Origin of the sequence: Streptomyces sp. NPDC002889 (assembly GCF_042888425.1) — a bacterium.
In the GTDB taxonomy this organism is placed as follows: Bacteria; Actinomycetota; Actinomycetes; order Streptomycetales; family Streptomycetaceae; genus Streptomyces.
The window spans coordinates 55628-78804 of record NZ_JBIAPT010000006.1; the positions used below are offsets into that span (position 1 = coordinate 55628).

The window sequence follows — 23177 nt, forward strand, 5'->3', positions numbered from 1 at the left end:
ACCATGACGTGGACGCGCCAGTGCCCGGCACCGCGGTGCGGTGCCGGGCACTGGCTGGTCGTGCTAGGCGCGACCTGCGGTCTTCTGCGTCTTGCGGGTCACCGAGTCGATGACGACGGTCGCCAGCAGGACACCGCCGGTGATCATGTACTGGATCGGTGTGGCAATGCCCTCGAGAGCCAGGCCGTACTGGATCGAGACGATCACCATGACGCCCAGGAGGGCGTTCCAGGTGCGGCCCCGGCCGCCGAAGAGGCTGGTGCCTCCGATGACGGCGGCGGCGATGACGTTCATGAGAAGGTCACCGGCGCCGGCGCTCTGGTTGGCCGCCGCGATCTTGGAGGCCCAGAACAGACCGCCGACCGCCGCGAAGAACCCGGCCAGGGCGAACACGGAGATACGGATCGCCGCGACGTTGATACCGGCACGGCGCGAGGCCTCGACGCTACCGCCGAGGGCGAAGATCTTGCGGCCGTATGCGGTGCGGCGGAGCACGAAGTCCGTGATCACCAGAACCGCGAGGAACAGCACCAGCGCGAGGGGCAGGCCCTTGTACTGGTTGAACATGAACGCCGCCGCGAAGGCGATCACCGCGAGCACCACGGTACGCAGCACGATGTCGGACAGCGGCCGGGAGGGGATGCCGGCGGCCGCGCGGCGGCGGTTGTCGAGGTAGGAGGAGAGGAAGAACCCGGCCACAGCGAGAGCGGCGAGGCCGTAGGCGGCCGCGACGTCCGTGAAGTAGTACGTGGTCAGCTTGCCGACCACGCCCTCGCTGTCCAGGTTGATGGTGCCGTTCTCGCCGAGCAGCTGGAGCATGAAGCCCAGCCAGAACAGCAGACCCGCCAGGGTGACGGCGAACGCGGGGGCGCCGATCTTGGCGAAGAAGAAGCCGTGGAGGGCTCCGATGGCCGCGCCGCTCACCAGGGCGACCAGCAACGCGAGCCACTCGTTCATCCCGTGGGTGACGCTCAGGACCGCGACGATCGCGCCGGAGACACCACTGACCGAGCCGACCGACAGGTCGATCTCGCCCAGCAGCAGCACGAAGATGATGCCTACGGCCATCATGCCGGTGGCGACCATCGTGACCGCGATGTTGCTGAGGTTCTCCGCGGACAGGAACTGCGAGTTCAGGCTCTGGAAGATGGCGGCGATGATGATCAGGCCGATGACGACCGGGATCGAGCCGAGGTCACCGGCGTGCAGCTTCCGCTTGAACTCGGAGAGGTAGCCCTTGAGGCCCTGCTCGCGTACGAGCAGCCGGGGGTCGACCGCGGTGACCGCGTCGTGGGCGGCCTCGGGGTTGACGACCGGCGCTTCTTCGGGAACGGAGGTCTTTTCGGTGCTCACTTCTGAACCTCCGAGGTGCGCGCCGCACGACGGGTCACGGCGTTGTCCGTGGCACCGGTGATGGCGGAGATGATCTCTTCCTGCGAGGTGGACTTGACGTCGAAGACGCCGTTGTTCCGGCCCAGCCGGAGCACGGCCACCTTGTCGGCCACGGCCTTCACATCGGCCATGTTGTGGCTGATGAGGATGACGGCGTGACCGCGCTCGCGCAGCCGCTCCACGAGGTCGAGCACCTGTGCGGTCTGCTCGACGCCGAGCGCGGCGGTGGGCTCGTCGAGGATGACGAGCTTGGGCTCGCCGAGCATCGAACGGGCGATGGCCACGGTCTGGCGCTGCCCGCCCGAGAGCGAGGCGATCGGGATACGGACACTGGGGATCCGGATCGACAGGGTCTTGAGGAGCTCAAGGGCCCTGCGCTCCATCTCGACCTCGTTGAGGACACCGCGAGTGATGATCTCGCGGCCGAGGTAGAGGTTGCCGACGACGTCGATGTTGTCGCACAGCGCGAGGTCCTGGTAGACCGTCGCGATACCCAGGTTCTGGGCGTCGTGCGGCCTGCCGATCGATACCGATCGGCCTTCCCACTCGATGACACCTTCATCGATGGGGTGCACGCCGGCGATCGTCTTGACCAGCGTGGACTTACCGGCGCCGTTGTCGCCGACCAGGGCGACCACCTCGCCGCCGTGGACCTCAAGCTCTACGTCGGTGAGCGCCTGAACGGCACCGAACCGCTTGGAGACCCCGCGCAACGCCAACACGGGCGTAGCGGACACGTGAACCATCTCCTTCGCCGCCTGACCGGCGGGGATGCCGCGCCGGGGACCGGCGCGGAGGTTGAGCAGTAGACAGTGTGCGAGTGTTTCCGGCGCTCCGCCCCTTAGCGGGGGCTGGAGGAGGGGCGGAGCACCGGAAGGTTTCTGCAGGACCTTGCGGTCCGGGGCAGAGCCGGCGCGACCGGGTGGTCCCGGGCGTTCCGGCGGTCGGCCTACTTCAGGCCGAGCGCGTCACACGCGGCCTTGAACTTCGGGGTGCAGATCTCCTGGACCGTGTAGACACCGTCCTTGACGACCGTGTCCTTGATGTTGTCCTTCGTCAGCGAGACGACCGGGACGAGCACCGAGGGGACGTCCTTCTGGGTGGGGCTGGAGACCTTCTCCTTGGCGATCGAGTCGAGCGACTCGCCCTTGGCGAGCGCCACAGCCATCTCGGCGGCGGCAGCGGCCTCCGGCGCGTACGGCTTGTAGACGCTCATGAACTGCTCACCCGCAACGATGCGCTGCACACCGGCGAGCTCGGCGTCCTGGCCGGTGACCGGCGGGAGCTTGGAGAAGCCGGCGGCCTTCAGGGCGGTGATGATGCCGCCCGCCATGCCGTCGTTCGCGGAGTAGACGCCGACAATCTTGTCCTTGCCGAGGGCCGAGATCGCGGCCTCCATGTTGGCGTTGGCGTTCTCCGGCTTCCACTCCTTGGTGTCGTACTCCTTGCCGATCTTCACCTTGCCGTCGAGCTCGGCGTGCGCGCCCTTCTTGAACAGGGCGGCGTTCGGGTCGGTGACGGCGCCGTTCATCATCACGATCTGGCCGTCCTCGGCCTTGTCGCCCAGGGCCTCCAGCAGGGCCTTGCCCTGGACGTGGCCTACCTCTTCGTTGTCGAAGGAGGTGTAGGCGTCGATCGGACCCTCGGCCAGGCGGTCGAAGGCGACGACGGGGATGTTCGCCTCCTTGGCCTTCTTGACACCACCGGCGATCGCCTTGGAGTCGACCGCGTCCACGATCAGGGCGTCGACCTTGTTGGTGATCATGGTGTCCACCTGCTGCGTCTGCAGCGTGGCGTCCTGCTTGGCGTTGGCGTAGACGACCTTCGCCTTGCCGTTCGTGAGCTCGCTGATCTTCTCCTCGATGAGCGGCTTGTCGAACTTCTCGTAACGAGCGGTCTGGTTCTCCGGAAGGAGCAGGCCGATCGTGATGTCGTCGCCCTTCTTGGCGCCCGTCTCCTCGGAGCCGCCACCGGACTCCTTGGCGCTGCCGCAAGCGGCGAGCGAAACGGCCATCGCAGAGGCAGCGACAGCAACGGCGGCACGACGCAGATGTGCGTTCACGATGTAAACCTCCCTGACGAGGCCGCGTCGTTGCGGCCGAGGTGGCTGGAAGTCAACTCGGCCCCGCCGTCAGCGTCAAGGAGTAAATCCTTAACGAGATGACAACGGTGCCATTCGTTATCTAAGTGAAGGCAGGGGCGCTGCTGGGCACCGCACTGTCCAAAAGGGTCGAATCGCCCATCTCGCTGAGAACGAGAGCAAGGGCGCCCAGCACCTCTGCCCGTCCGCCGAGTGCCCCCGGAGCCACCGAGAGCTGTCGCGCCGCGCTGGGGATGGCGTAGCGGGAAACCGACTCGCGGATCGGCCCCAGTACCAACTCTCCAGCTTCCGCCAGATCACCTCCGAGCACCACCCGGCTGGGGTTGAGCAGATTGCACAAGTTGGCCACGCCGCTGCCGATGTGACGGCCCACATCAGCCACCACACGGCGGCAGCCGGGATCGCCCTCACGGGCCATCCGCACCACGCGCTCCATGGTCAGCTCGGCCCCGTGGCTGGACTGGAGCAGCGGCAGTACGTAGCGGGCCGCGGCGAAGGTCTCCAGGCAGCCGCGGTTGCCGCAGCGGCAGACCGGGCCCGACTCGTCGAGGGTGATATGGCCGATCTCGCCGGCCGTACCGCCCGGTCCTCGGTAGATCTGTCCGTCTATCACCAGACCGGCGCCGACCCCGCTGGCGACCTTGATGTACGCGAGGTCCTTGACCCCCCGCCCGCTGCCCCACACGAGCTCGCCGAGCGCACCGAGGTTGGCGTCGTTGTCGACGTACACGGGCACCCCGAGGCGGCCCGAGAGCTCCTCGCTGGGGTTTATGCCTGTCCAGCCCGGCAGGATCGCGGTGGAACCGAGCGTGCCCGACTCCACGTCGATGGGGCCCGGGACACCGAGCCCCACGCCGATCACCTTGTCCGGGCCGATCCCGGTGGCCTCGATCAGCCGGTTGACCAGCGCTTCCGCCCGGCCGAAGCCCTGGGCGGACGAAGCATCCACATCGAGCGGCTCGGACTCCTCGGCGAGCACCTGGTGGGCCAGATTGCCGACGGCGACGCGCAGGTGGGTGTGCCCGAAGTCGACACCGATGACGATGCCGGCATCACCGCTGAGGGAGACGCTGCGGGCCCGGCGGCCGCCCGCGGAGGTGGGCACCACCTCGACCGTGCCGCCGTCCTTCAGCTCACGAACAATGTTGGAGACGGTGGCCGCGGAGAGGCCGGTACTCCTCGCGATCTCCGCCTGCGTGAGCGAGCCGGCCATACGCACCGCGCGCACGACCCGCTCGAGGTTGGCCCGGTGCAGAGATGTCTGCGACCCCGGAGTCTCCATCGACTCATCCACTCCTGCCCCCGGTGGGCGGCACGACGACCGCCCCCGGTCGGGGTCACCGCAACGGAACCCCGACGTTTCTCCAACTTGTGAACTCTAAGCTCAACTCTTCGGGGCTTATCCCGTCAAGACCTTGAGCGGGGCGACAACGGCGGCCGGGCCCCGTTCGACAGGCGTCGAACGGGGCCCGGCCGGGGCTGGGTGCGGTGCCTGGGGGCCTCGGACCGTTACTTGAGCGTTCCCGCGGTGAGGCCCGACTGGACCTGCCGCTGGAAGGAGAGATAGACGACAATCACCGGAAGCATGGCGATCGTCATCCCGGCGAAGATCACCGGCAGGTCGCCCTCGTAGCCCTGCTGCTGGTTCAGCAGCACCAGACCCTGGGTCAGGACCGAGCGGTCCTTGTCGAAGCCGCTCTGCTGCTGCATCAGGGTCATCGGGAGGATGTACTGGTTCCACTGGCCCAGCACATTGAAGATGCCGACGCTGAGCAGGCCCGGCTTGGCCATGGGCACCATCACCTGGAAGAAGATCCGGGTGTGCGACGCGCCGTCGATGACCGCGGCCTCGTGGATGGCGGTCGGCAGCGTACGGAAGAACGCGTGCATGAAGAAGACGGTGAACGGCAGCGAGTACGCGACGTACACCAGGATCAGGCCCTGGTACGTGTTCAGCATGCCGAGCATGTCGACCAGGAAGTACAGGGGCACAAGGCCCAGGTACACCGGGAACATCGCGCCGGCGACGAAGAAGTAGTAGAAGAAGCGGTTGCCCGGGAACTCGTAGCGGGCCAGCACGTACGCCGCCATCGCGCCGAGCAGCATGGTCAGCGGGATCGAGAAGCCCAGCACGATCAGGGTGTTGGCGAAGTAGTCGCCGATCCCTTTCTCCCAGGCCCGGCCGAACGCGTCGAGGTTCCAGTTCGAAGGCCACGACCAGGCGCTCGCGCCGATCTCCGAGTCGGTCTTGAACGAACCGAGGAGGAGCCAGATGAGCGGCAGGACGATCATCACGGCCCACAGCAGCAGGAAGCCGTGGGAGAAGACATCGAGAATCTTGCCCTCGCCGTCGCCTCCGGCTCCGCGGGAGCGGCCCCCGTCGTTCTTCGTCACACGCGGGGCAGGAACGGCGTCCTTCTCGACTTCGGGAATCATCCGAGTGTTCGACATGGCGTGCTTCCCCGCTCAGTATTCGATGCGCTCGCGGCGGCTGATCCGCAGCGTGACGAGGGACAGGATCAGCGTGAGCAGCAGGATCACGACGCCCATCGCGCAGGCGTAGCCGCTCTTCCCGAAGGAGAGGAAGTTACGCATCAGATAGGTCGCCATGACCTCGCTGTTGTGGTCGGGGCCGCCGCCGAAGCTGTTGCCCGGTGTCATCACGGAGATCAGCGCGAAGCAGTCCATGGCCAGAATCGCGAGATAGACCCACGCCGTCTGCACGGTGTCCCACAGCAGCGGAAGCGTCACCTTGAAGAAGGACTGGACGCGGCTCGCACCGTCGAGCAGGGCGGCTTCGTAGATCTCCTTCGGAACCGACTGCATCGCGGCGGAGAACAGCACGAGATAGAAACCGACGCCCCACCACAGCAGTACGAAGGCGACGCACCACAGCACAAGGTCGGGGTCGTTGAGCCATTCGATCGGGTGGGCCGGATCGGACAGCCCGAGTTCGATGAATACGCCGTTGATCAGACCGGCGACATCACCGCGGTAGATCGCCCGCCAGAGCACGGCGAGGATGGCGATCGACAGCACATGCGGGACGAAGAAAAGGATCTTGTAAGTGCCGGAGCCGCGCACACCGCGGATTCCTCCGGCGCCGCCCCGCCCGCCCACGTTCACCATGAAGGCGAAAAAGAGGGCGAGCAGGATGGTGGCGATCGGGAGGAGGAACAGAAGCAGGATGTTGTGCCACAGGGCCTTCAGGAATACGTCGTCGGAGAACAACGCCTTGTAGTTGTCCAGTCCGACGAAACTCATCTCCTGCGACTGGCCCTGCCAGTTGGTGAAGGAGTATCCGAAGGTCTGAAGGTACGGCCAGATCATGAAGACCGCGTACAGCACGACCGGAACGATCAGAAATCCGGTGACGAACCGGTACTTTCCCTGTTGCATGGCACCCTGCCTCTGCTCTCCCGGCGGCTACGGACGCTTGTTGTTCTTGCTGGCGGGGTCCTTGGCCGCCTTGTCGACCGCGGCCTGCGCCCGCTTGAGCCATTCGTTCGGGGGGATGCGCTTGGCCATGAGCTCGGCGGACGCCGTGCGGATGGTCTCGTCCATCTCGCTGTACCACGTGGTGTAGAAATAGTCGAAGCGCTGCTCGACGGGGCAGGCGTCCACTGCTTCGACGGCCGACTTGGTGCCGGGGCGCAAGGTGACGCCCTTGTCCACGCCGTCCTGCACGATCGTCAGCGAGTTGGCCTCCTGGGCGAACTTCGTCGACCACTCCTTCGAGATCATCATGCGCAGGAACTCCAGGCCGCCGGCCTTGTTCTTGGCCTTCTCCGGAACGATGAACGGCTCACCCGCGCCGGCCCGGATCGCCTCGAACGGCAGCTTGCTGTCCGGCAGCAGCGGCATCGGCAGGAACTTCATGTCGAAGTCCGCCGGGGTCTGCTTGAGCTGCTCGTTCTCCAGCCATGAGCCGGAGGGGATGAAGACCGCCTTGCCCTTGTTCCACGCGGTCTGCGACTCGATGTGGTCCAGGGCGTTGGTTCCCGGCATGAGCAGGCCCTTGTCGACGATCTCGTAGATCGCCTCGATGGACTGCTTGGCCGCGTCGCTGCCGACGAACGCCTTGGGGTCGAGGTTGTCGATCGCCTTCATCGCGTCCAGACCACCGGTCTTGGCGATCAGGTCCATGATCATGACGTTGATGTAGTAGGGGTGCTTGCCCTGGTGGGCGAGGCCGCCGATGCCGTCCTTCTTGGCATCCTGCATGATCTTCAGGAAGGCGTCCCAGGTCTTCGGGACCTCCCAGCCCTTGTCCGCGAAGAGCTTGCCCGAGTACCAGACACCCCAGACGGTGTACACGTACTGCAGGGCGTGCATCTTGCCGCCGATGAAGCCCTTGTCCGCGGTGCCCGGGATCAGGACGTCCTTGATCTTCTTGCTCGGGTCGTCGATGGAGGGGGACTCGAGAAGCTCCGTGAGGTCGGCGAGCTGTCCGTTCTTGTGCAGCACGTCCAGCTTGATCTGCTGGGCACCGGAGTTGTCGATCACGTCCGGCGGGTTGCCCGCGTTGAATCGGGGCTGGAGTTTTCCGGTGATTTCCTGAGTACCCAAGTGGCTGATCTGTGGACCCCACTTGGCCTTGTAGAGCTTCTCCCACTCAATGGCGTACTGGTCGCCGAAGCCGCCCTTGAAGATGACGACATCGAGCGTCCCGCCCTTGGTGACGCCGAACGGGTTGTTCTTCGTCACCTCACCCTTTTCCTTCTCTCCGCCCTTGCCGCCGCCACTGCTCGCACAGGCGGACAAAAAGCTCATGGTCGGAACGGCGATCAGGCCGAGTGCGGCAGACCGCTTGATCAGGTCTCGACGGTTGAGACCCTCATTGTTGTCGTGGGCGGAGGTGGATCCCATGCTCAAGTCCTCGCCTTCTCCAGGACTCAGGCGGTGTACCGGTCGCCCGTCCTTCTCGCCTCAGGCGAAGGGCCCCGCCACCGCGGTCAGTTGCTGTGCCTTCCCGGGGGGAAACACAGTGAAGCTCGGGTCGTGCACGGCCAGCCGGAACGGGGAATTCCGCGGACGGCGCCGCGCGGGCCGCGCCCGTCCGCCATCCCCCGCCCCCGTGGGTCCGCTGCCATAGGGAACAGCTATCCGGACGCCGACAGGTATAGTCCACTTCACGTCAACTGGGCAAGATCGAAAACAAGGTTGGGCAGCAGTCTTTCCCGAGTTGAGACCTCTCGGACACCTGAGCACTCTGTCCACTGTGACGACCACTGCATTCTCCGCGGAACGGCCTCATCGGACCGACTCACATCTGCAACACCCTTGACACCGTACGGCACTTACCCCCCTACTGGTGGCTGCGCTCAGCGCTTGACAACGTTGTCCAAGCGACTCTCCCTGGAGGAAAGACCGGGATGCAGCCCAGACCCAGACCCCGGCAGAAAAGCATTCACGCGGTCGCCTTGGCGGTGACCGCTTCGCTGCTCGTCCTGACGACATCTTCGGCCGCCGTCGCCCTGCCGGCGCAGCCCGGACAATACCCGGCCGCCGACCCGGAATTCAGGTCATCCTTCGAAGCGGATGAATCCCCACCGGAATGGCGCAATACCGTAGAAGTGGACGCTGACGGAAAGAAGCGCTCATCGGGTGTCGACGGCGGCTTCTCCAGCGGAATACCGGGCAATGTCACCGACAAGGTGGTCGAGCTGCGCGCCAGTGACGAGAACACCGGCGCGGGCGAGACCAAGGAGAACCTGGTCGATCTGCTGCCGAGCAGCAAATGGCTGGGCTTCCGGTCCACCGCCTGGATCGAGTTCGACACCGACAATCCGGTCAAGGTCGCCACCTACGCCCTCACGTCCGCCAACGACTTCCCCTCGCGTGACCCGAAGGACTGGACACTCAAGGGCTCGGTCGACGGCAAGGAGTGGGTGGTCCTGGACTCGCGCGAGGGCGAGTCGTTCAGCGAGCGCTTCCAGACCAGGACCTTCGAGATCGGCGCTCCCTCGGAGGTGAGTGCGTACGGGCACTACCGGCTGGAGATCACCAGGAACAACGGGGCGTCCGACGCCACCCAGTTGGCCGACGTCCAGTTCTCCAACGGCGACACCAGCACCCCGGTCCCCGACGACATGCGCAGCCAGGTCGACCGCGGCCCCGGCGGCTCCCCCACCGCCAAGGCCAATGCCGGGTTCACCGGCACGCGGGCGCTGAAGTACGCCGGCACCCACAAGGCGGACGGCCGGGCATATTCGTACAACAAGATCTTCGACATCGATGTCACGGTGCGCCGCGACACCGAACTGTCGTACAAGATCTTCCCCTCCATGGCCGAAACCGATCTGAACTACCCGGCCACCAACGTGTCGGTGGACCTCGCCTTCACCGACGGCACCTATCTGAGTGATCTTCGCGCGGTCGACTCGCACGGCGGCCTGCTGACCCCCACCGGACAGGGCGCCGCGAAGCGGTTGTACGTCAACCAGTGGAACAGCGTCGCGTCCGGCATCGGCACGGTCGCCGCCGGCAAGACCGTCGACCGGGTGCTGGTGGCGTACGACTCCCCCAAGGGCCCGGCGAAGTTCCAGGGCTGGGTCGACGACATCACCCTCGCGCCCAAGGCTCCCGAGAAGCGGCTCGCCCACCTCTCGGACTACGCCTCGACGACCCGTGGCACCAACTCCAGCGGTTCGTTCTCCCGCGGCAACAACTTCCCCGCCACCGCCGTCCCGCACGGCTTCAACTTCTGGACGCCGGTGACCAATGCCGGGTCACGCAGCTGGCTGTACGAGTACTCCCGCGGCAACAACGCGGACAATCTGCCGACCGTGCAGGCCTTCAGCACCAGCCATGAGCCGAGCCCCTGGATGGGGGACCGGCAGACCTTCCAGGTGATGCCGTCCGCGGCGGCCGGAGCGGTGGACACCTCGCGCACGGCCCGGGCGCTGACCTTCCGCCACGAGAACGAGACGGCCCGCCCGCACTACTACGGCGTGTCGTTCGAGAACGGGGTCGAGGCCGAGATGGCTCCGGCCGACCACGCGGCGATGATGCGCTTCACCTATCCCGCGGGCGACGCGAGCGTCATCCTCGACAACGTCACGAAGGAGGCCGGGCTCACCCTCGACCCGGACACCCGCTCCTTCACCGCCTTCTCGGACGTCAAGAGCGGTCTGTCCACGGGCGCCACCCGGCTGTTCGTGTACGGCGTCTTCGACGCGCCGGTGACCGACTCGGCGTCCGAAGGCGTCACCGGCCGGCTCCGCTTCGACGCGGGCGAGGACCGCACCGTCAATCTGCGTATCGCCACCTCGCTCATCGGCGTCGACCAGGCGAAGAAGAACCTGGCCGACGAGATCCCGGCGGGCACCCGCTTCGAGCGGGTGCGCGGCAAGGCGCAGGAGGCCTGGGACGGTCTGCTGGGCAAGGTGGAGGTCGAGGGCGCGACCCGCGACCAGCTCACCACCCTCTACTCCAGCCTGTACCGGCTGTACCTGTACCCGAACTCCGGCTTCGAGAACACCGGCACCAAGGCAAGCCCGAAGCACCAGTACGCGAGCCCGTTCTCGCCGATGACCGGTCCCGACACCCCGACCCGTACCGGTGCGAAGATCGTCGACGGCAAGGTGTACGTCAACAACGGCTTCTGGGACACGTACCGCACGACCTGGCCCGCGTACTCCTTCCTCACTCCGAAGAAGGCGGGCGAGCTGGTGGACGGCTTCGTCCAGCAGTACAAGGACGGCGGCTGGATCTCGCGCTGGTCCTCGCCCGGCTATGCCGATCTGATGACCGGTACCAGCTCGGACGTGGCCTTCGCCGACGCGTACGTCAAGGGAGTGAAGTTCGACGCCGAGGCGGCATACGAGGCGGCGCTGAAGAACGCGACCGTGGTGCCCCCGTCCCCGGGCGTCGGCCGCAAGGGCATGGAGACCTCTCCGTTCCTCGGCTACGCCTCCACCGAGACGCACGAGGGTCTGTCCTGGTCGCTGGAGGGTTACCTCAACGACTACGGGCTGGCAAAGATGGGCCAGGCGCTCTACGCGAAGACCGGGAAGGACCGCTACAAGGAGGAGTCGCGGTACTTCCTCGACCGGGCCCGTAACTACGTCACCCTCTTCGACACGAAGGCCGGCTTCTTCCAGGGCCGCAACCTCAAGGGCGACTGGCGCGTCGAGAGCGGCAAGTTCGACCCGCGGGTGTGGGGTTACGACTACACCGAGACCAACGGCTGGGGATACGCCTTCACCGCTCCGCAGGACAGCCACGGTCTGGCGAATCTGTACGGCGGCCGCTCCGGTCTCGGCGAGAAGCTCGACACCTACTTCTCCACGCCCGAGACGGCCTCCCCGGAGTTCGTCGGCTCGTACGGCTCCGTCATCCATGAGATGACCGAGGCGCGCGATGTACGGATGGGCATGTACGGGCACTCCAACCAGGTCGCCCATCACGTCACCTACATGTACAACGCGGCGTCGCAGCCGTGGAAGACGCAGGAGAAGGTGCGCGAGGTGCTCTCCCGCCTCTACACCGGCAGCGAGATCGGCCAGGGCTACCACGGCGACGAGGACAACGGCGAGCAGTCGGCCTGGTACCTCTTCTCCGCGCTCGGCTTCTACCCGCTGGTGATGGGCAGCGGGGAGTACGCGATCGGCTCGCCGCTGTTCACCAAGGCGACCGTGCACCTGGACAACGGCCGGGATCTGGTGGTCAAGGCCCCGAGGAACAGCACGAGGAACATCTACGTGCAGGGCCTGAAGGTCAACGGCAAGGCGTGGAAGTCCACGGCACTGCCGCACAGCCTGATCGCCAGGGGCGGCACGCTGGACTTCGCCATGGGACCGAAGCCGTCCGCATGGGGCACGGGCAAGCACGCCGCCCCGGTCTCCATCACCCAGGACGACAAGGCACCCGCCCCGCGGCACGACGCGACCACGGCCGGCGGACCGCTGTTCGACAACTCCTCCGGCACATCCGCCGCGTTCGGATCGGTGGAGCTGCCGGTGGCGTCGGCGACTCGGGCGGTGCAGTACACGCTCACCTCGTCGGCGGGCGACAAGGCCCCGGCCGGCTGGGTGCTGCAGGGCTCCGTGGACGGGCAGTCGTGGACGGACCTGGACAAGCGGTCGGGCGAGTCGTTCGCCTGGGACCGGCAGACCCGGGTGTTCACCGTGGACAAGCCGGGGACGTACCAGCACTACCGGCTGGTGAGCACCGGTGAGTCGACACTGGCGGAGGTGGAGCTGCTCTCCTGAGCAGCTCCCCATCAGCCGAAGGCGGGAGGGCCGCAGGACGGGCCCCCCGCCTTCGCGTTCAGCCCGCAGCGGCGGACGCGGGCGTGTCGGCGAGTGCGACGAGTTGGGCGGCGGTGATCCGGCCCGGCTCACGCCGTTCGCGCGCGCTCTCGCTCGCGGTTCGCTGCAGCACCTCGTTGACCGGCGTCGCCACCCCGTACTGCCGTCCCAGAAGTGCGATCTCGCCGTTCAGGTAGTCGGTTTCGATCGATCCCGTGCCCCGGACCACGCTCTGCCACGACGAGCCCAGCCCGCGCTCGCCGTCCGTCGGCTGGACTTCGACCGCGCCGGTGCGCAGTTCGGCGAACACGGCGCCCCTCGTGTACGGGATGCCGGCGGCCTCCAGGGCGGCGACACCCTCCGCCCTCGCCCTGGTGACCAGGTCCTGCGCCGCGGGGCCCGGCTCTTCGCCGCACACAGCGTCGACCGCGTTCGCGAGATTGCCGAGGAGCTTGCCGTACTTCCAGCGCATCACATCCGGCACGACCGGGGCCAGGAAGCTGGATTTCTCCAGGTCGGCGGCGATCTGCCGGCCGGTGTCGTCCACGCCCTCCGGGCAGCGGCCGAGGACGAGGGCACCGGTGCGCGGACCGCAGGGCGCGATGACCTCGCCCGGCGTGACATGGGTGCTCGGCAGAACCACGCACATGCCGTACACCCGGCGGAAGCGACGTAGCGCGAGGCGCTCGTTCTCCACCCCGTTCTGGGCACAGACCAGTGGGAGCCGCTCGCCCGCCGTGCCGCCGCCGGTCACCGGACGTGAGGACCAGGCGTCCAGTGCGGCTGTGCTGTCCTGGGTCTTGACGGCGAGCACGAGTGTGTCGCCGCCCTGCAGCTCGACGTCCTCGGGCCGGTCCACGACGGGTACGGCCAGTGTGAGCGTCCCGGTGGGGACCCTCAGTCGAAGGCCGTGGGCCCGCAGTGCGTCGTAGTGCGCCCCGCGGGCGACAAGGACGACGTCGTGTCCGCTCTCGTGCAGCCGCCCTCCGATCGAGCCGCCGACCGCACCCGCCCCGATGATGATGTAGCGCATTCCACTCCCCGCTCGTCTCCCGGGACTGCCCTGCTGCCCCGTCTCGGCCCGGACCAATGGCGAAGGGCCGCACCCCGTCCTGGACGGGGTGCGGCCCTTCGGCGTGCGACTAGCCGCGGATCAGGTTCCGCAGCACGTACTGCATGATGCCGCCGTTGCGGTAGTAGTCCGCCTCACCGGGGGTGTCGATGCGGACGACCGCGTCGAACTCCACACCGGTGTCGGTGGTGACCTTGACCGTGCGCGGCGTGGTGCCGTCGTTCAGCTCGGTGACGCCGGTGAAGGAGAAGGTCTCCTCACCGGTCAGGCCGAGGGTGCCGGCGGACGCGCCCTCCGGGAACTGCAGCGGCAGGACGCCCATGCCGATGAGGTTCGAGCGGTGGATGCGCTCGTACGACTCGGCGATGACGGCCTTGACGCCGAGCAGCGCCGTGCCCTTGGCGGCCCAGTCGCGGGACGAGCCCGAGCCGTACTCCTTGCCCGCGAGGATCACCAGGGGGATGCCGGCGGCCTGGTAGTTCTGCGAGGCGTCGTAGATGAAGGAGACCGGGCCGCCCTCGACCGTGAAGTCGCGGGTGTAGCCGCCCTCGGTGCCCGGCGCGATCTGGTTGCGCAGACGGATGTTGGCGAAGGTGCCGCGGATCATCACCTCGTGGTTGCCTCGGCGCGAGCCGTAGCTGTTGAAGTCGCGACGCTCGACGCCGTGCTCCGTGAGGTACTTGCCGGCCGGGGTGTCGGCCTTGATCGCACCGGCCGGTGAGATGTGGTCGGTGGTGACCGAGTCGCCCAGCTTGGCCAGCACCCGGGCGCCACCGATGTCCGAGACCGGGGTGGTCTCCATCGTCATGCCCTCGAAGTACGGGGGCTTGCGGACGTAGGTGGACTGCGGGTCCCACTCGAAGGTGTTGCCGGTCGGGATCGGCAGCGCCTGCCACTGCGCGTCGCCCGCGAAGACGTCCTGGTAGGACTTGTTGAACATGTCCTCGCCGATGGCGTTGGCCACGACGTCGTTGACCTCGGCCTCGGTCGGCCAGATGTCCTGCAGGTAGACCGGCTTGCCGTCCTGGTCGATGCCCAGCGCGTCCTTGGTGATGTCCACCTTCATCGAGCCAGCGATGGCGTACGCGACGACCAGCGGCGGGGATGCCAGGTAGTTCATCTTGACGTCGGGGTTGATCCGGCCCTCGAAGTTGCGGTTGCCCGAGAGGACCGAGGTGACGGCCAGGTCGTGGTCGTTGACGGCCTTGGAGACCTCGTCCGGCAGCGGGCCGGAGTTGCCGATGCAGGTGGTGCAGCCGTAGCCGACGAGGTTGAAGCCGACCTTGTCGAGGTAGGGGGTCAGACCCGCCTTGTCGAAGTAGTCGGTGACGACCTTGGAGCCCGGGGCGAGGGTCGTCTTCACCCACGGCTTGCGGGTCAGGCCCTTCTCCACGGCCTTCTTCGCGACGAGCGCGGCGGCGACCATGACATACGGGTTCGAGGTGTTGGTGCAGGAGGTGATCGCGGCGACGGTGACAGCGCCGTGGTCGATCTCGTACGTCGAGCCGTCGGGGGCGGTGACCAGCGTCGGGCGGGTCGGGACGCCGTTGTGCTCGGCCGGGGCGTCGGAGGCCGGGAAGGACTCCTTGCCCGCCTCGTCGTCCTCGTCGACGTAGTTGCGCACGTCCTGCGTGAACTGCTCGGCGGCGTTGGCGAGGACGATGCGGTCCTGCGGGCGCTTCGGGCCGGCGATGGAGGGGACGACCGTGGAGAGGTCGAGCTCCAGCTTCTCGGAGAAGTCGGGCTCGGCGGCCGGGTCCAGCCAGAGGCCCTGCTCCTTGGCGTACGCCTCGACGAGGGCGACCTGCTGCTCGCTGCGGCCGGTCAGCTTCAGGTACTTCAGGGTCTCGTCGTCGATCGGGAAGATCGCGGCGGTGGAGCCGAACTCCGGCGACATGTTGCCGATGGTGGCGCGGTTGGCGAGCGAGGTGGCGGCGACGCCCTCACCGTAGAACTCGACGAACTTGCCGACGACGCCGTGCTTGCGCAGCATCTCGGTGATCGTGAGGACGAGGTCGGTGGCGGTGGTGCCGGCGGGCAGCTCGCCGGTCAGCTTGAAGCCGACGACGCGCGGGATGAGCATGGAGACCGGCTGGCCGAGCATCGCGGCCTCGGCCTCGATGCCGCCGACGCCCCAGCCGAGCACACCGAGGCCGTTGACCATGGTGGTGTGCGAGTCGGTGCCGACGAGGGTGTCGGGGTATGCCTGGCCGTTCCGCACCATCACGGTGCGGGCCAGGTGCTCGATGTTCACCTGGTGGACGATGCCGGTGCCGGGCGGGACGACCTTGAACTCGTCGAAGGCGGTCTGGCCCCAGCGCAGGAACTGGTAGCGCTCCTTGTTGCGGCCGTACTCCAGCTCCACGTTCTGGGCGAAGGCGTCGTTGGTGCCGAACTTGTCGGCGATGACGGAGTGGTCGATGACCAGCTCGGCCGGGGCCAGCGGGTTGATCTTCGCCGGGTCTCCGCCGAGCTCCTTGACAGCCTCACGCATGGTCGCGAGGTCCACGACACAGGGCACGCCGGTGAAGTCCTGCATGATCACGCGGGCCGGCGTGAACTGGATCTCCTGGCTGGGCTGCGCCTGGGAGTCCCAGGTGCCGAGCGCCCGGATGTGGTCGGCGGTGATATTCGCGCCGTCCTCGGTGCGGAGCAGGTTCTCCAGCAGCACCTTCAGGCTGTAAGGCAGGCGCGCGGAGCCCTCGACCTTGTCCAGCCTGAAGATCTCGTAAGACTCGTCGCCCACGCGCAGCGTGCTGCGGGCGTCGAAGCTGTTCGCCGACACGACAGTCTCCTTCATCAATATGCGCGTACTACCTCAATGCTGCCGCCCCGGCTGCTCGCCGATCCGCTAAGGTAAGGCTTAGTTAGGTAACCCTTATCGATTGGCGGCTGCGGTACGCCTTCGGCAGATATCTCGATGTCGAGATAACTCTAGTACATGACCGCTGCGGGGTCATGCCCGGACGGGCCTTGTCCCGTCCCATCCCACCGACCCGTCACGGCTCCCGCCGTCCGCCTGGTCGACGGCACGCTCGCCCGAGAGATCCGAGGCAGAGCCATCCGGGCCGAGCCGATGGACGAACACGTACTCCGTGTCCTACGCGTCCCTGCCCCACTGCGTTCACCGAGGCCGTCACATGGGGCGCCATCGATCGGCCCGTCCGTGACTGCCGCCACAGGTGAGACTGCGGTCGCCGGAATCGACGCCCACGGACAGGAGGGACGCCACACCATGACGCCCGGGCAGACCCCCGCAAGGAGCACACCGAAGGCGCACCGCTCCCACCATCCGGCGGCGCTTCGGTTGCCGCGGACACACAGCGGGCCGAGCATCGAAGCATGTTCAGCGGTGCGCACGTGATCCTCTACACGAACGACGCCGACGCGGACCGGGCGTTCGTCAAGGACGTTCTCGGGTTCGCCCACGTCGACGCAGGGCAGGGCTGGCTCATCTTCAAACTGCCGCCCGCGGAGATCGCGGTGCACCCGACGAGCGGCGATGCGAAACAGGAGTTCTATCTGATGTGCGACGACCTGGAGGGCACCCTGTCCCGACTCACCGATCGCGGTGTGGAGATCTCGCAGGCGCCGAGCGATCAGGGCTGGGGCGTTCTGGCCTCTGTACGGATGCCGAGCGGAGCCGAACTGCCCCTGTATGAACCGCGGCACGCCACCGCCCACGGTTTGTCACCCTGATGGCCTACCCCGACAGGAGTACATCTCATATCTGAGATAGCCTCCGAGGCATGGTTGACGATTACCTCGCCCGCATCGGCAAGCTCATCCGTGACGCACGCCAGCATCGCGGCATGACACAGACGCAACTTGCCGACGCGCTCGGCACCAGCCAGAGTGCCGTCAATCGCGTGGAGCGCGGCAACCAGAACATCAGCCTTGAGATGATCGCGCGCATCGGGGAGGCGCTCGACAGCGAGATCGTCTCGCTCGGCTACGCGGGTCCCATGCATCTGCGGGTGGTCGGCGGCCGCCGGCTGTCCGGTGCCATCGACGTCAAGACGAGCAAGAACGCCTGTGTCGCGCTGCTGTGCGGCTCACTGCTCAACAAGGGCCGCACCGTGCTGCGCCGGGTCGCCCGGATCGAAGAGGTCTACCGTCTACTCGAGGTGCTCAGCTCCATCGGCGTGCGCACCCGCTGGATCAACGAGGGCGTGGACCTGGAGATCGTGCCGCCTGCCGAGATCGACATGGACGCGATGGATGTGGCGGCCGCGCGCCGGACGCGGTCGATCATCATGTTCCTCGGCCCCCTGCTGCACCGGATGGACAACTTCCGGCTGCCCTACGCGGGCGGCTGCGACCTCGGCACCCGGACCATAGAGCCGCACATGATCGCGCTGCGCCGCTTCGGCCTGGACATCACCGCGACCGAGGGCATCTACCACGCCCGGGTGGACCGTACGACCTCCCCCGACCGGCCGATCGTGCTGACCGAGCGCGGCGACACGGTGACCGAGAACGCCCTGCTGGCCGCCGCCCGGTACGACGGCGTGACCGTCATCCGCAACGCCTCCTCCAACTACATGGTCCAGGACCTGTGCTTCTTCCTGGAGGCACTGGGCGTCAAGGTCGAGGGCGTGGGGACCACGACGCTCACCGTGCACGGCATGCCGAACATCGACGTGGATGTCGACTACTCCCCCTCCGAGGACCCGGTCGAGGCGATGAGCCTGCTCGCCGCCGCCGTCGTCACCGAGTCGGAGCTGACCATCCGCCGGGTGCCCATCGAGTTCCTGGAGATCGAGCTGGCGGTCCTGGAGGAGATGGGCCTGGACCACGACCGCTCCGGCGAGTACGCGGCGGACAACGGCCGGACCCGTCTGATCGACCTGACCGTACGGCCCTCCAAACTCGAGGCACCGATCGACAAGATCCACCCGATGCCGTTCCCCGGGCTGAACATCGACAATGTGCCGTTCTTCGCGGCGATCGCGGCCGTCGCCCAGGGCAAGACGCTGATCCACGACTGGGTCTACGACAACCGGGCGATCTATCTGACGGACCTCAACCGCCTTGGCGGCCGCCTCCAACTGCTGGACCCGCACCGCGTCCTGGTCGAGGGCCCGACCCGCTGGCGCGCTGCCGAGATGATGTGCCCGCCGGCGCTGCGACCGGCGGTGGTGGTGCTGCTGGCGATGATGGCCGCGGAGGGCACCTCGGTGCTGCGGAACGTGTATGTGATCAACCGGGGCTACGAGGATCTGGCGGAGCGGCTGAATTCGGTGGGCGCGCAGATCGAGATCTTCCGCGACATCTAATGTATCCCCAGGTCAGGAGACCTTTTCTCCGGCCTGGGCCGTGTGTGGGCCGTCAACCGTGTCATCGCCGTTGCGAAAGACACGGTTGACGGCCTTACGCGCTCGCGCCTGGCTGTTCGGCATGAGGTGCGTGTAGGTGCGCAGGGTGAAGCCGGGGTCGCCATGGCCGAGGTACTCCGCGAGGGCCTTGATGTTTTCGCCGGCGTCCAGAAGGACCGACGCGTAAGTGCCGAAGCGCATGCATGCCGTGCTCGCGGGACGAGACGAAGCGCTTCTCCCCCACCTCTCGTTCGGGGATGACACCGGCCCGGGCAAGAGCCGGCTTCCACACACGCATGTTGAAGTAGTTCCGATTCACTGGGGCGTGGATGGTGGACACGTGTGTGCTCGTACGCGCGGACTCGGACGCCTGACCCCTGTCTCCGACGCGCGCCCTGGGGCCCCTCCGCGCCGGTTGCGCCTGGCGCGGAGGGGCGGCTTGGCCCTCCTGTCGGAGTCAGAGCGGCTTCCTCGACGGGGCGTCCCGCGGACGTGATCGCGCTGCCCTCCTCGCTCCGCTCAGGGGACCTGACCGGCAGAGTCACTTCCGGCCCGCCGTGACATCACACCCGCTTCACAGGGAAGTCCGGCTCGTCACCGTCCATGTGCCTCTCCTTCGGCGTCGGACCGCGTGAACTGCGTCGGCGTGATGGCTGCCGTACGGTCAAGTCGCGCAGAGTAGGCCACCTGGGTGGTCCCGGCCTCGGAGCCTGCCGGGACGGACACGTGAAATGGCTGGATCCCGGACGGTTGGATCACCCTGCGCCGGACGAATCGCCGGAGTGCCGGCAGGTCAGGGGCTCGCGGTGATCGGCAGCTCTCTCAGTGCGTGGGATCGGAAGGAGGTGTTCCACCGAAGCCGTTCGGCAGGGACGGCCAGCCGGAGGTCCGGGAGGCGGGTCAGCAGCGTGCTGAACGCGAGAGCGATCTCCACGCGGGCCAGCGGAGCTCCCAGGCAGTAGTGGAGTCCGTGGCCAAGAGCGAGATGTGCCTTGTCTTCTCGCCGGATGTCGAATCTGTCGGGATCGGGGTACCGCTCGGGATCCCGGTTCGCGGAAGCCAGACAGAGGAGCACGGTGTCGCCTGCAGGAATCCGGATTCCGCCGATCTCCATCTGCTCGGTGGGGAAACGGCGGATGGCCATCTGGTTGGGCAGGGCGTAGCGCAGGAGTTCCTCGACGGCCTCGGGGAGCAACGACCAGTCGTCGCGGATCGCCGCGAGCTGATCCGGGTGGTCCAGCAGTGTCAGCAAGCCGCCGCTGATCAGGTGCTGGGCGTTCTCACTCCCTGCCATGAGGATGAGGAAGGCGAGCGAGACGAGTTCGTCCTCGGTGAGGCGGTCGTCCACGTCGCGCGCGGCGATCAGGTCCGAGAGAAGGTCATCGCCCGGGCGGGCACGGCGATCGGCGACCAGGTCTATGAGGAAGTTGTGGATTCTGCCGATGGCAGCAGCGACGTCCTGGGGGGTTTTCGGCGCGATCATCGCGCCGACCCAGGCGGAGAACGGCTGCCTGTCGGCTTCGGGTACTCCGAGCAGTTCGCCGATGACCACGAGAGGCAGAGGGTTGGCATACTCGGCCACGAGGTCGGCGTGGCCTTGGGACGCGATGCGTCGGGCGAGGCGGTCGGCCAGACCGTCGGCCGCCGCCTGGATCTGGGGGCGCAGGCTCGCGACGCGCCGGGCTGTGAATCCACTGGAGACCAGGCGCCTCAGCCGCAGGTGGTCACCCGCCTCGATGTTCAGGAGGTTGGCGTCCAGAGCCGGTGGCAGGGAGAAGCCCTTGTAGCCGGTGCGCGCGTGCACCTTGCTGACGGAGAGTCGGGGATCAATGAGACCTGTTCGTACATCGGCCTCCCGGGTGACGATCCAGGCGAGTGATCCGTCGGGCAGCGCGACTTGGTGGACCGGCCCCGCCTCGCGCAGATGTGCGTAGACCGCATAGGGGTTGGCGCGGAATGTCTCATCGAACGGTTCTGGGTGTTTCAATGCCGCATTCTGCGATGTCATACGTCCTCCTTGCGATTGGCGCCCACTGCGTGGTGGGCGAGGACCCGGGCGACGAACGGGGAGCTCATGGCGCGCGCCAGTCTCCGCTGATAGACGATCTCGGCAGCCAGGTCACGGGGCTCCGCGGCCAGTGGGGTTTCGACGTGCAGCCCGGGTGGGATGCCGCGCGTCTTTGCTTCGATCGCGGCCCTGAACTGTGTGGCCTCGACTGCAGCTGCGAGCTCATCGCCGAGCAGCCCTGCCTGTTCGGCCTGCTCGCGCGCAATGTGGGCGACGGCAGGGTCCATCCAACTGCGAAGCGCCCACTGGGCATCACGGATCTCGATCACCATGCGGTACAGGCGTCCACGCAGATCCATATGGGGGATCAGCGGTATGACTGGCTCCGGTACCTGGGCGGTGACCTGTCTGTGCAGTGGGGTCAGCGCGCGGTGGGCACGTCTGTGGTAGATGTGTCCGGCCAGCGACGTCATGTAGTGGCCCCAGTCCGGCAGCGTCCAGCCCAGGGTCTGTGCCGCGGCGGCGACGGCCGCCCCTACCTGTGCGGCCGGCTCCCACGGGCGGCCGGTGAAGCCGAGTTGAGCGGCGATGATGTCGGCCGAGCGGCACCCGACATAGAGGAAGGTGAGGGGCAGCGAAAGAGCGACGAGGCGCAGTCCGCGGCGCAACCAGGGCGATGGAGCGATCTTGGAGTAGCGCCAGCTACTCATTCCGAGTTCGGCCTGATTGGCCGTATAGGCGAGAAGGTAGAGCGCAAGGTAGATCGGAGTGTCCGTGGCCTGGGTGAGGGCGAAATCACGAGGCGCTTCGTCACGGAATGATGCTTCCCGGAACAGCAGTGCCATCGCGATCAGAACCAGGCCCAGAGCGATGAGACGAGGAGCGGTCTTGCGTCTTGCGGTCTCCGGCTCATGGGTGAGATGCAGCAACACCAGCTGCTGGCAGGCAGACATGACGATGACGCCACTCTGGGTGAGCAGTCCGGAGAAGTTGGGGACGCCGACCGCGCGACTTGTCCATGCCCAGACCGTGGGTGTGGAAACGGTGAAGACCACAACGAGGAAGAAGAAGTGCGCTACCAGGGCCAGCTGTACCGTCGATCGTTCGGTCCGCAGGATCCGGACCTTGTACAGCAGGGCGAGCAGCGCGATCACGGCAGAGACCGGGTACAGGAGGCTACTCATTCATTCCTCGCCGGCCAGGTGGCTGCAGCGCTGTGAGACGCTCGACCAGCTCACGGGCTTGCGGCGGTACCGCCCAGTCGGGCCGCGCGGTCCACGTGCTGATCTGACGTCCGATGAGCGAGCCGACGAGTTCGGCTTCCATCTCGGCCTCGGAGTGGCTGTGTTCGCGTCCGAGTACGCGACGCACCAGCGCAGGGTCGAGCGACGGCAGAATGAGTCGCGAGGCTTCCGCGGTCATGACAGGCGAGCCCTCGTGATCACAGATCACGTGCCCGATCTCATGGAGAATGACCTGATGCTGATGGATGGGTGCCAATCGCTCTTCGAAGACGACGTAGTCCTGGGTTGCCGCGGATACCCACAGCCCGTGGGGGCTGGCCATCGGAAGGCGGAAGGGGAGCAGTTGCAGGGGACGGCCGCGGGTGTGGCTGATGCGGTCACACAACTCATGGATGGTCAGAGCGGTCCCGGGGGGAAGGCCGAGAGCACGCACTCGCTGTTCACACCGGGCGCCGAGACCGGCCGCGCGTCGACTGTCGACCGTCCTCCGCCATCGCATCACGATCACTGATCACTGATCGCGGGGGCGGAGGTGCGGCTGTGGCGGCTTGGTCCCGGCGCGGGCAGGCCCCGGCTTCGGACTCTGGATACGCGTACGCTGAGGTGATGTCCACGTGTTGTGCGTCACGACACTCCCGACCGGACCATGCGACTGCAAAGCATCCATCCACACATGATCCCCAACTGGCGGCAAGGTAGGGCTACTTCCGGACACGAGGACGTGCTCGCGCTGTGCTGCGATGTCGTCTCACGAAGTCCGTCAGGTCCTCCGAGTGCGACTTGCAAGA

General features: G+C 67.0%; 15 protein-coding genes and 1 pseudogene. 3 read left to right on the forward strand and 13 right to left on the reverse strand.

Going from position 1 to position 23177, the window contains the following annotated elements; translation table 11 throughout:
* Positions 1 to 63 precede the first annotated feature (63 nt).
* The 7 genes from ACFYWI_RS10710 to ngcE form a co-directional block, all read right to left on the reverse strand.
* On the reverse strand, positions 64 to 1353 hold the full coding sequence (locus tag ACFYWI_RS10710; protein WP_389228503.1) for a sugar ABC transporter permease: 1290 nt from the start codon (positions 1351 to 1353) through the stop codon (positions 64 to 66).
* Entirely contained in the window at positions 1350 to 2138 is a 789-nt protein-coding gene (locus tag ACFYWI_RS10715; RefSeq protein WP_389228506.1) for an ATP-binding cassette domain-containing protein, read from the reverse strand. The genes ACFYWI_RS10710 and ACFYWI_RS10715 overlap by 4 nt, the downstream gene beginning before the upstream one ends.
* 203 nt (positions 2139 to 2341) lie before the next feature.
* Entirely contained in the window at positions 2342 to 3454 is a 1113-nt protein-coding gene (locus tag ACFYWI_RS10720; protein WP_389228509.1) for a substrate-binding domain-containing protein, read from the reverse strand.
* 121 nt (positions 3455 to 3575) lie between these two features.
* On the reverse strand, positions 3576 to 4775 hold the full coding sequence (locus ACFYWI_RS10725; protein WP_389228512.1) for an ROK family protein: 1200 nt from the start codon (positions 4773 to 4775) through the stop codon (positions 3576 to 3578).
* Between the two features lie 227 nt (positions 4776 to 5002).
* Positions 5003 to 5944 (reverse strand): carbohydrate ABC transporter permease, encoded by a 942-nt coding sequence (locus ACFYWI_RS10730; RefSeq protein ID WP_389228515.1) that lies wholly within the window; start codon positions 5942 to 5944, stop codon positions 5003 to 5005.
* A 15-nt stretch (positions 5945 to 5959) separates the two neighbouring features.
* Complete coding sequence (locus ACFYWI_RS10735) at positions 5960 to 6892, reverse strand: carbohydrate ABC transporter permease (RefSeq protein ID WP_389228518.1); 933 nt, start codon at positions 6890 to 6892, stop codon at positions 5960 to 5962.
* 27 nt (positions 6893 to 6919) lie between these two features.
* Positions 6920 to 8362 carry an N-acetylglucosamine/diacetylchitobiose ABC transporter substrate-binding protein gene (gene ngcE, locus ACFYWI_RS10740; RefSeq protein ID WP_389228521.1) on the reverse strand — a complete coding sequence of 481 codons (1443 nt, stop codon included), beginning with the start codon at positions 8360 to 8362 and terminating at the stop codon, positions 6920 to 6922.
* A gap of 506 nt (positions 8363 to 8868) precedes the next feature.
* On the opposite strand from ngcE, the gene ACFYWI_RS10745 reads away from it, so the two are divergent.
* Entirely contained in the window at positions 8869 to 12708 is a 3840-nt protein-coding gene (locus tag ACFYWI_RS10745; RefSeq protein ID WP_389228524.1) for a GH92 family glycosyl hydrolase, read from the forward strand.
* Between the two features lie 58 nt (positions 12709 to 12766).
* Here the strand turns inward: ACFYWI_RS10745 and ACFYWI_RS10750 are convergent, their stop codons facing one another.
* A complete protein-coding gene (locus ACFYWI_RS10750) occupies positions 12767 to 13780 on the reverse strand; it encodes a ketopantoate reductase family protein (protein WP_389228527.1) in 1014 nt (337 codons plus the stop codon).
* A gap of 109 nt (positions 13781 to 13889) precedes the next feature.
* Positions 13890 to 16604, reverse strand: a complete 2715-nt coding sequence (gene acnA / locus ACFYWI_RS10755; RefSeq protein ID WP_389228530.1) for an aconitate hydratase AcnA — start codon at positions 16602 to 16604, stop codon at positions 13890 to 13892.
* A 557-nt stretch (positions 16605 to 17161) separates the two neighbouring features.
* Here acnA and ACFYWI_RS10760 point away from each other — a divergent pair.
* Both ACFYWI_RS10760 and ACFYWI_RS10765 read left to right on the forward strand, forming a co-directional pair.
* Complete coding sequence (locus ACFYWI_RS10760) at positions 17162 to 17518, forward strand: VOC family protein (RefSeq protein WP_389228533.1); 357 nt, start codon at positions 17162 to 17164, stop codon at positions 17516 to 17518.
* Positions 17519 to 17568: 50 nt separating this feature from the next.
* Complete coding sequence (locus ACFYWI_RS10765; RefSeq protein WP_389228536.1) at positions 17569 to 19098, forward strand: helix-turn-helix domain-containing protein; 1530 nt, start codon at positions 17569 to 17571, stop codon at positions 19096 to 19098.
* Positions 19099 to 19110: 12 nt separating this feature from the next.
* Here the strand turns inward: ACFYWI_RS10765 and ACFYWI_RS10770 are convergent.
* The 4 genes and pseudogenes from ACFYWI_RS10770 to ACFYWI_RS10785 form a co-directional block, all read right to left on the reverse strand.
* Positions 19111 to 19456, reverse strand: a pseudogene (locus ACFYWI_RS10770) (tyrosine-type recombinase/integrase); the annotation flags it as partial.
* Between the two features lie 474 nt (positions 19457 to 19930).
* Entirely contained in the window at positions 19931 to 21145 is a 1215-nt protein-coding gene (locus tag ACFYWI_RS10775) for a cytochrome P450 (protein ID WP_389228539.1), read from the reverse strand.
* The gene (locus ACFYWI_RS10780) at positions 21142 to 22329 is read right to left on the reverse strand and encodes an MAB_1171c family putative transporter (RefSeq protein ID WP_389228542.1); all 1188 of its coding nucleotides are present in this window, start codon (positions 22327 to 22329) and stop codon (positions 21142 to 21144) included. The genes ACFYWI_RS10775 and ACFYWI_RS10780 overlap by 4 nt, the downstream gene beginning before the upstream one ends.
* The gene (locus tag ACFYWI_RS10785) at positions 22322 to 22711 is read right to left on the reverse strand and encodes a hypothetical protein (protein ID WP_389228545.1); all 390 of its coding nucleotides are present in this window, start codon (positions 22709 to 22711) and stop codon (positions 22322 to 22324) included. The genes ACFYWI_RS10780 and ACFYWI_RS10785 overlap by 8 nt, the downstream gene beginning before the upstream one ends.
* Positions 22712 to 23177: the final 466 nt, after the last annotated feature.